Origin of the sequence: Vitreoscilla stercoraria DSM 513 (assembly GCF_000382305.1) — a bacterium.
GTDB classification, from domain to species: Bacteria; Pseudomonadota; Gammaproteobacteria; order Burkholderiales; family Neisseriaceae; genus Vitreoscilla; species Vitreoscilla stercoraria.
In genome coordinates this window covers 1-2,910 of the sequence record NZ_KB908048.1, presented here as the reverse complement: position 1 = coordinate 2,910, position 2,910 = coordinate 1, and the positions used below count along the sequence as shown (strand labels likewise).

The 2,910-nt window shown below is 46.0% G+C and carries 2 protein-coding genes; both read left to right on the top strand.

The window, feature by feature from the left end:
- A partial coding sequence (locus tag H150_RS14595) for a DUF7146 domain-containing protein (RefSeq protein WP_019959549.1) occupies positions 1 to 834 on the top strand: 834 nt, incomplete at its 5' end.
- Positions 831 to 2,621 carry a DUF927 domain-containing protein gene (locus H150_RS0113310; protein WP_019959548.1) on the top strand — a complete coding sequence of 597 codons (1,791 nt, stop codon included), beginning with the start codon at positions 831 to 833 and terminating at the stop codon, positions 2,619 to 2,621. The genes H150_RS14595 and H150_RS0113310, both read left to right, overlap by 4 nt.
- The last annotated feature ends 289 nt before the right edge of the window (positions 2,622 to 2,910 follow it).

Genomic DNA, 2,910 nt, shown 5'->3' with positions numbered 1-2,910 from the left:
GGCTTTGCATTGGTGCAGCATGTTTATGGTTGCGATATTAAAGAGGCTATGCGCCTTGTTGCTGGCGTTTTGGGCATGACTGAGGCAAACCCATTACCCGAACGCAAAACGCCACCACAGCCCACACAGCAGCCCCAAAAAGACCATTTAGCCAGCTTATGCCGTTTATGGGCTAAGGCAGAGGCAAACCAACACCACACAGGCATTAAAACCTACTTACAAGGGCGTGGCTTGGATGTGGCTGCGATTGCGCCAGCATTGGGCAATTTGGGCTTTGTTGAGGCATTGGACTATTGGGAAAGCGACCAAAACGGGCAAATTCACTTTATTGGTCAATTTCCTGCCATTGTTGCCAAGTTTGAGAGCGTGGACGGTCAATTAACGGGCTTACACCGTACCTACCTAAACAGCGACCATACCGCCAAGTTAAACATGCCTAATCCATTTTTTACAGGACGCTTGTTAAACCCTAAAAAGATGATGGCAAGGTTTTCAGGCAGCAACAAAGGGGCAGCCATTCAATTGACCCCAGCCGATGACAGGCTGGCAGTGTGTGAGGGCATCGAAAATGCCGCCGCCGTGTACCAATTGACCAAATTACCCGTGTGGGCGTGTGGGGCTGCCAATGGCATGGCAAGCATGTTGATACCTGACACGGTAAAGGAGCTTTTTATTTTTGCTGATACTGATGCCAATCAAACAGGTATTAAGGCAGCAAGAGCACTGGAAAGCAAAGCCATAAAACATGGCATCAATGTTCGCATATGGCAAAGCGGCGTAAATGGCACGGATGTACTGGATGTAGTAACAAAAGCAAGAAAGGCAACACAATGAATGACTCTTTAGACCATGATGCAATGGCAGTGGCTTTACAAAGTATTGTCGATATTGAGCAACAGCCCGCCAATAATTTAAAGCCATACATAGAAACCACCAAAAGCGGCTTATTTTATGTGACCAGGCAACAAGATAAAGATACAGGTGAAGTGGTTGAAAAACGTGCCCCCTTATCCAGCATCTTTCACCATTTAGGCGGTGGCTTAGATGAACACGGCAATCATTATGCTGTTTTGGAACGCCCCCGACATTATGGCAGCGATTCAAGGACCATTGTTCTACCTTTAGGTGATGTGGGCACAGGGCAAGGCTGGAAAGTCTTGCAAAGTAATGGTGTGATGATTTACTCACAAAAAAGCAGCCGTGAAAAATTGGCCGACTACATACAAAAAGAAGCACTGCAGGTTAGCCATGCGATCACTGATAAAGGCGGCTGGCATCATGATGGCAAAGCCTATATTTTGCCAAGTGGCGAAGTCATCACACCATTGGATAAACTTAAGGTGATTTATAACGGTGACAAGAGCCAAGCTGCGGCATTTGCAACCAAAGGCACATTAAAAGATTGGAATAATACAATTGGCCAATACATAACAGGCAATAGCCGCCTATGTTTGGCAGTGGGTACAGCATTGGCAGCCCCATTGCTGCAATTGCTTGGGCTGGAAAGCGGCGGTTTTCATATCTTTGGTGACAGTTCGGACGGTAAAACCACAGCCGCAAAGGTGGCGTTATCCGTTTGGGCAAATCCGAATGATGCCAAAGTGTCTTGGAATGGTACAGGCTATGCCTTTACCAACATAGCCAACAGCCGCAACGATAATTTCATGATGCTGGACGAAATAGGCGAAGCCAGCCCACAGGCGGTTTATTCGATGGCATATAGCGTCCTGAATGGTACAGGCAAGGCGCAAGGCAACAAAGACGGCGGCAATAGAGCTGTTAAAAAATGGCGTGTGTTGGTGTTTTCCACAGGTGAAAAGAGCATAAGCGGCTATGTAGAGCGTGGCGGACGCTTTCAATGGCAAGCTGGACAAGAAACCCGTTTACCGTCCATTCCTGCCAATGCTGGCAAAGGCTTGGGCGTTTTTGATACCTTACACGGCTTTGGCACAGGCAAAGACATGGCAGAGCACTTGAATGATGCCGTATTGCACAATTATGGCGGGGCTGGGGTGGCGTTTGTTAAGTATATTTTGCAACATAGCGACCTTGTGACCGAATTGGCCAAGCAATATACCGACACATTCAAAGCCACACTGCCAAACATGGGTAATCAAGCTGGACGCATTGCAAACCGCTTTGCATTGGTGGCAGCTACCTTGATGCTGGCGATTGATGCCAAACTATTGCCCATGAGCCATGATGATGCAATGCAAAGCATTAAACAGTGTTTAAACGATTGGATTGCAAGAAGTGGCACAGGCAACTATGAAGAGAAGCGTATCATAGAACAAGCGTCTGTCTTTTTTGAGCAAGCCGCCTACAATCGTTTTGTATCGCTGAATAGAGCCAACAACCACGAACATACACCGCCTAATTTTGCTGGCTTAAGAGAAGAACGGGGCGAAAAAGCACCCATGTATTACGTTTTAACAGGTGTCTTTGATGCTGAAATTAGCCAAGACTTTGACCGCCATAAGGTGGTAACTGTACTGGACGGCATAGGCTGGCTGATTGTGCCAAGTGGTAAACATAAAACCACAAGAAAGCGGTTTAACGGTGAGGTTAAGCGTTATTTTGTTTTTGAAGGTTCAGCACCGCCCGACCATGAAGAAGAATAAAACAAGCAACCGTCCACAATGGGCGGTTTTTTATTGCCGACTGTTTGCCGTCAATCAATGTTACACATGCGTAAAAAGTGGTGGTCACAGTGGTCACAGTGGTCACACCTTATTAAAAAATAAACAATATCCTTACATATCAATATATTGAGAAATATCATTATTTTTTCACTGGCTAAATGAGTGGTCACACAGTGGTCACACAGTGGTCACAGATTTGGCAAGTGTGACCACTAAAATGAAAGTGTGACCACTAAATAAAAAATAGTGGTCACAGCTAAATCCTTTA

What these genes read in the sequence shown, in the direction of transcription:
- H150_RS0113310 (WP_019959548.1), top strand. Translation starts at nt 831, where the DNA reads ATGAATGACTCTTTAGACCATGATGCAATGGCAGTGGCTTTACAAAGT.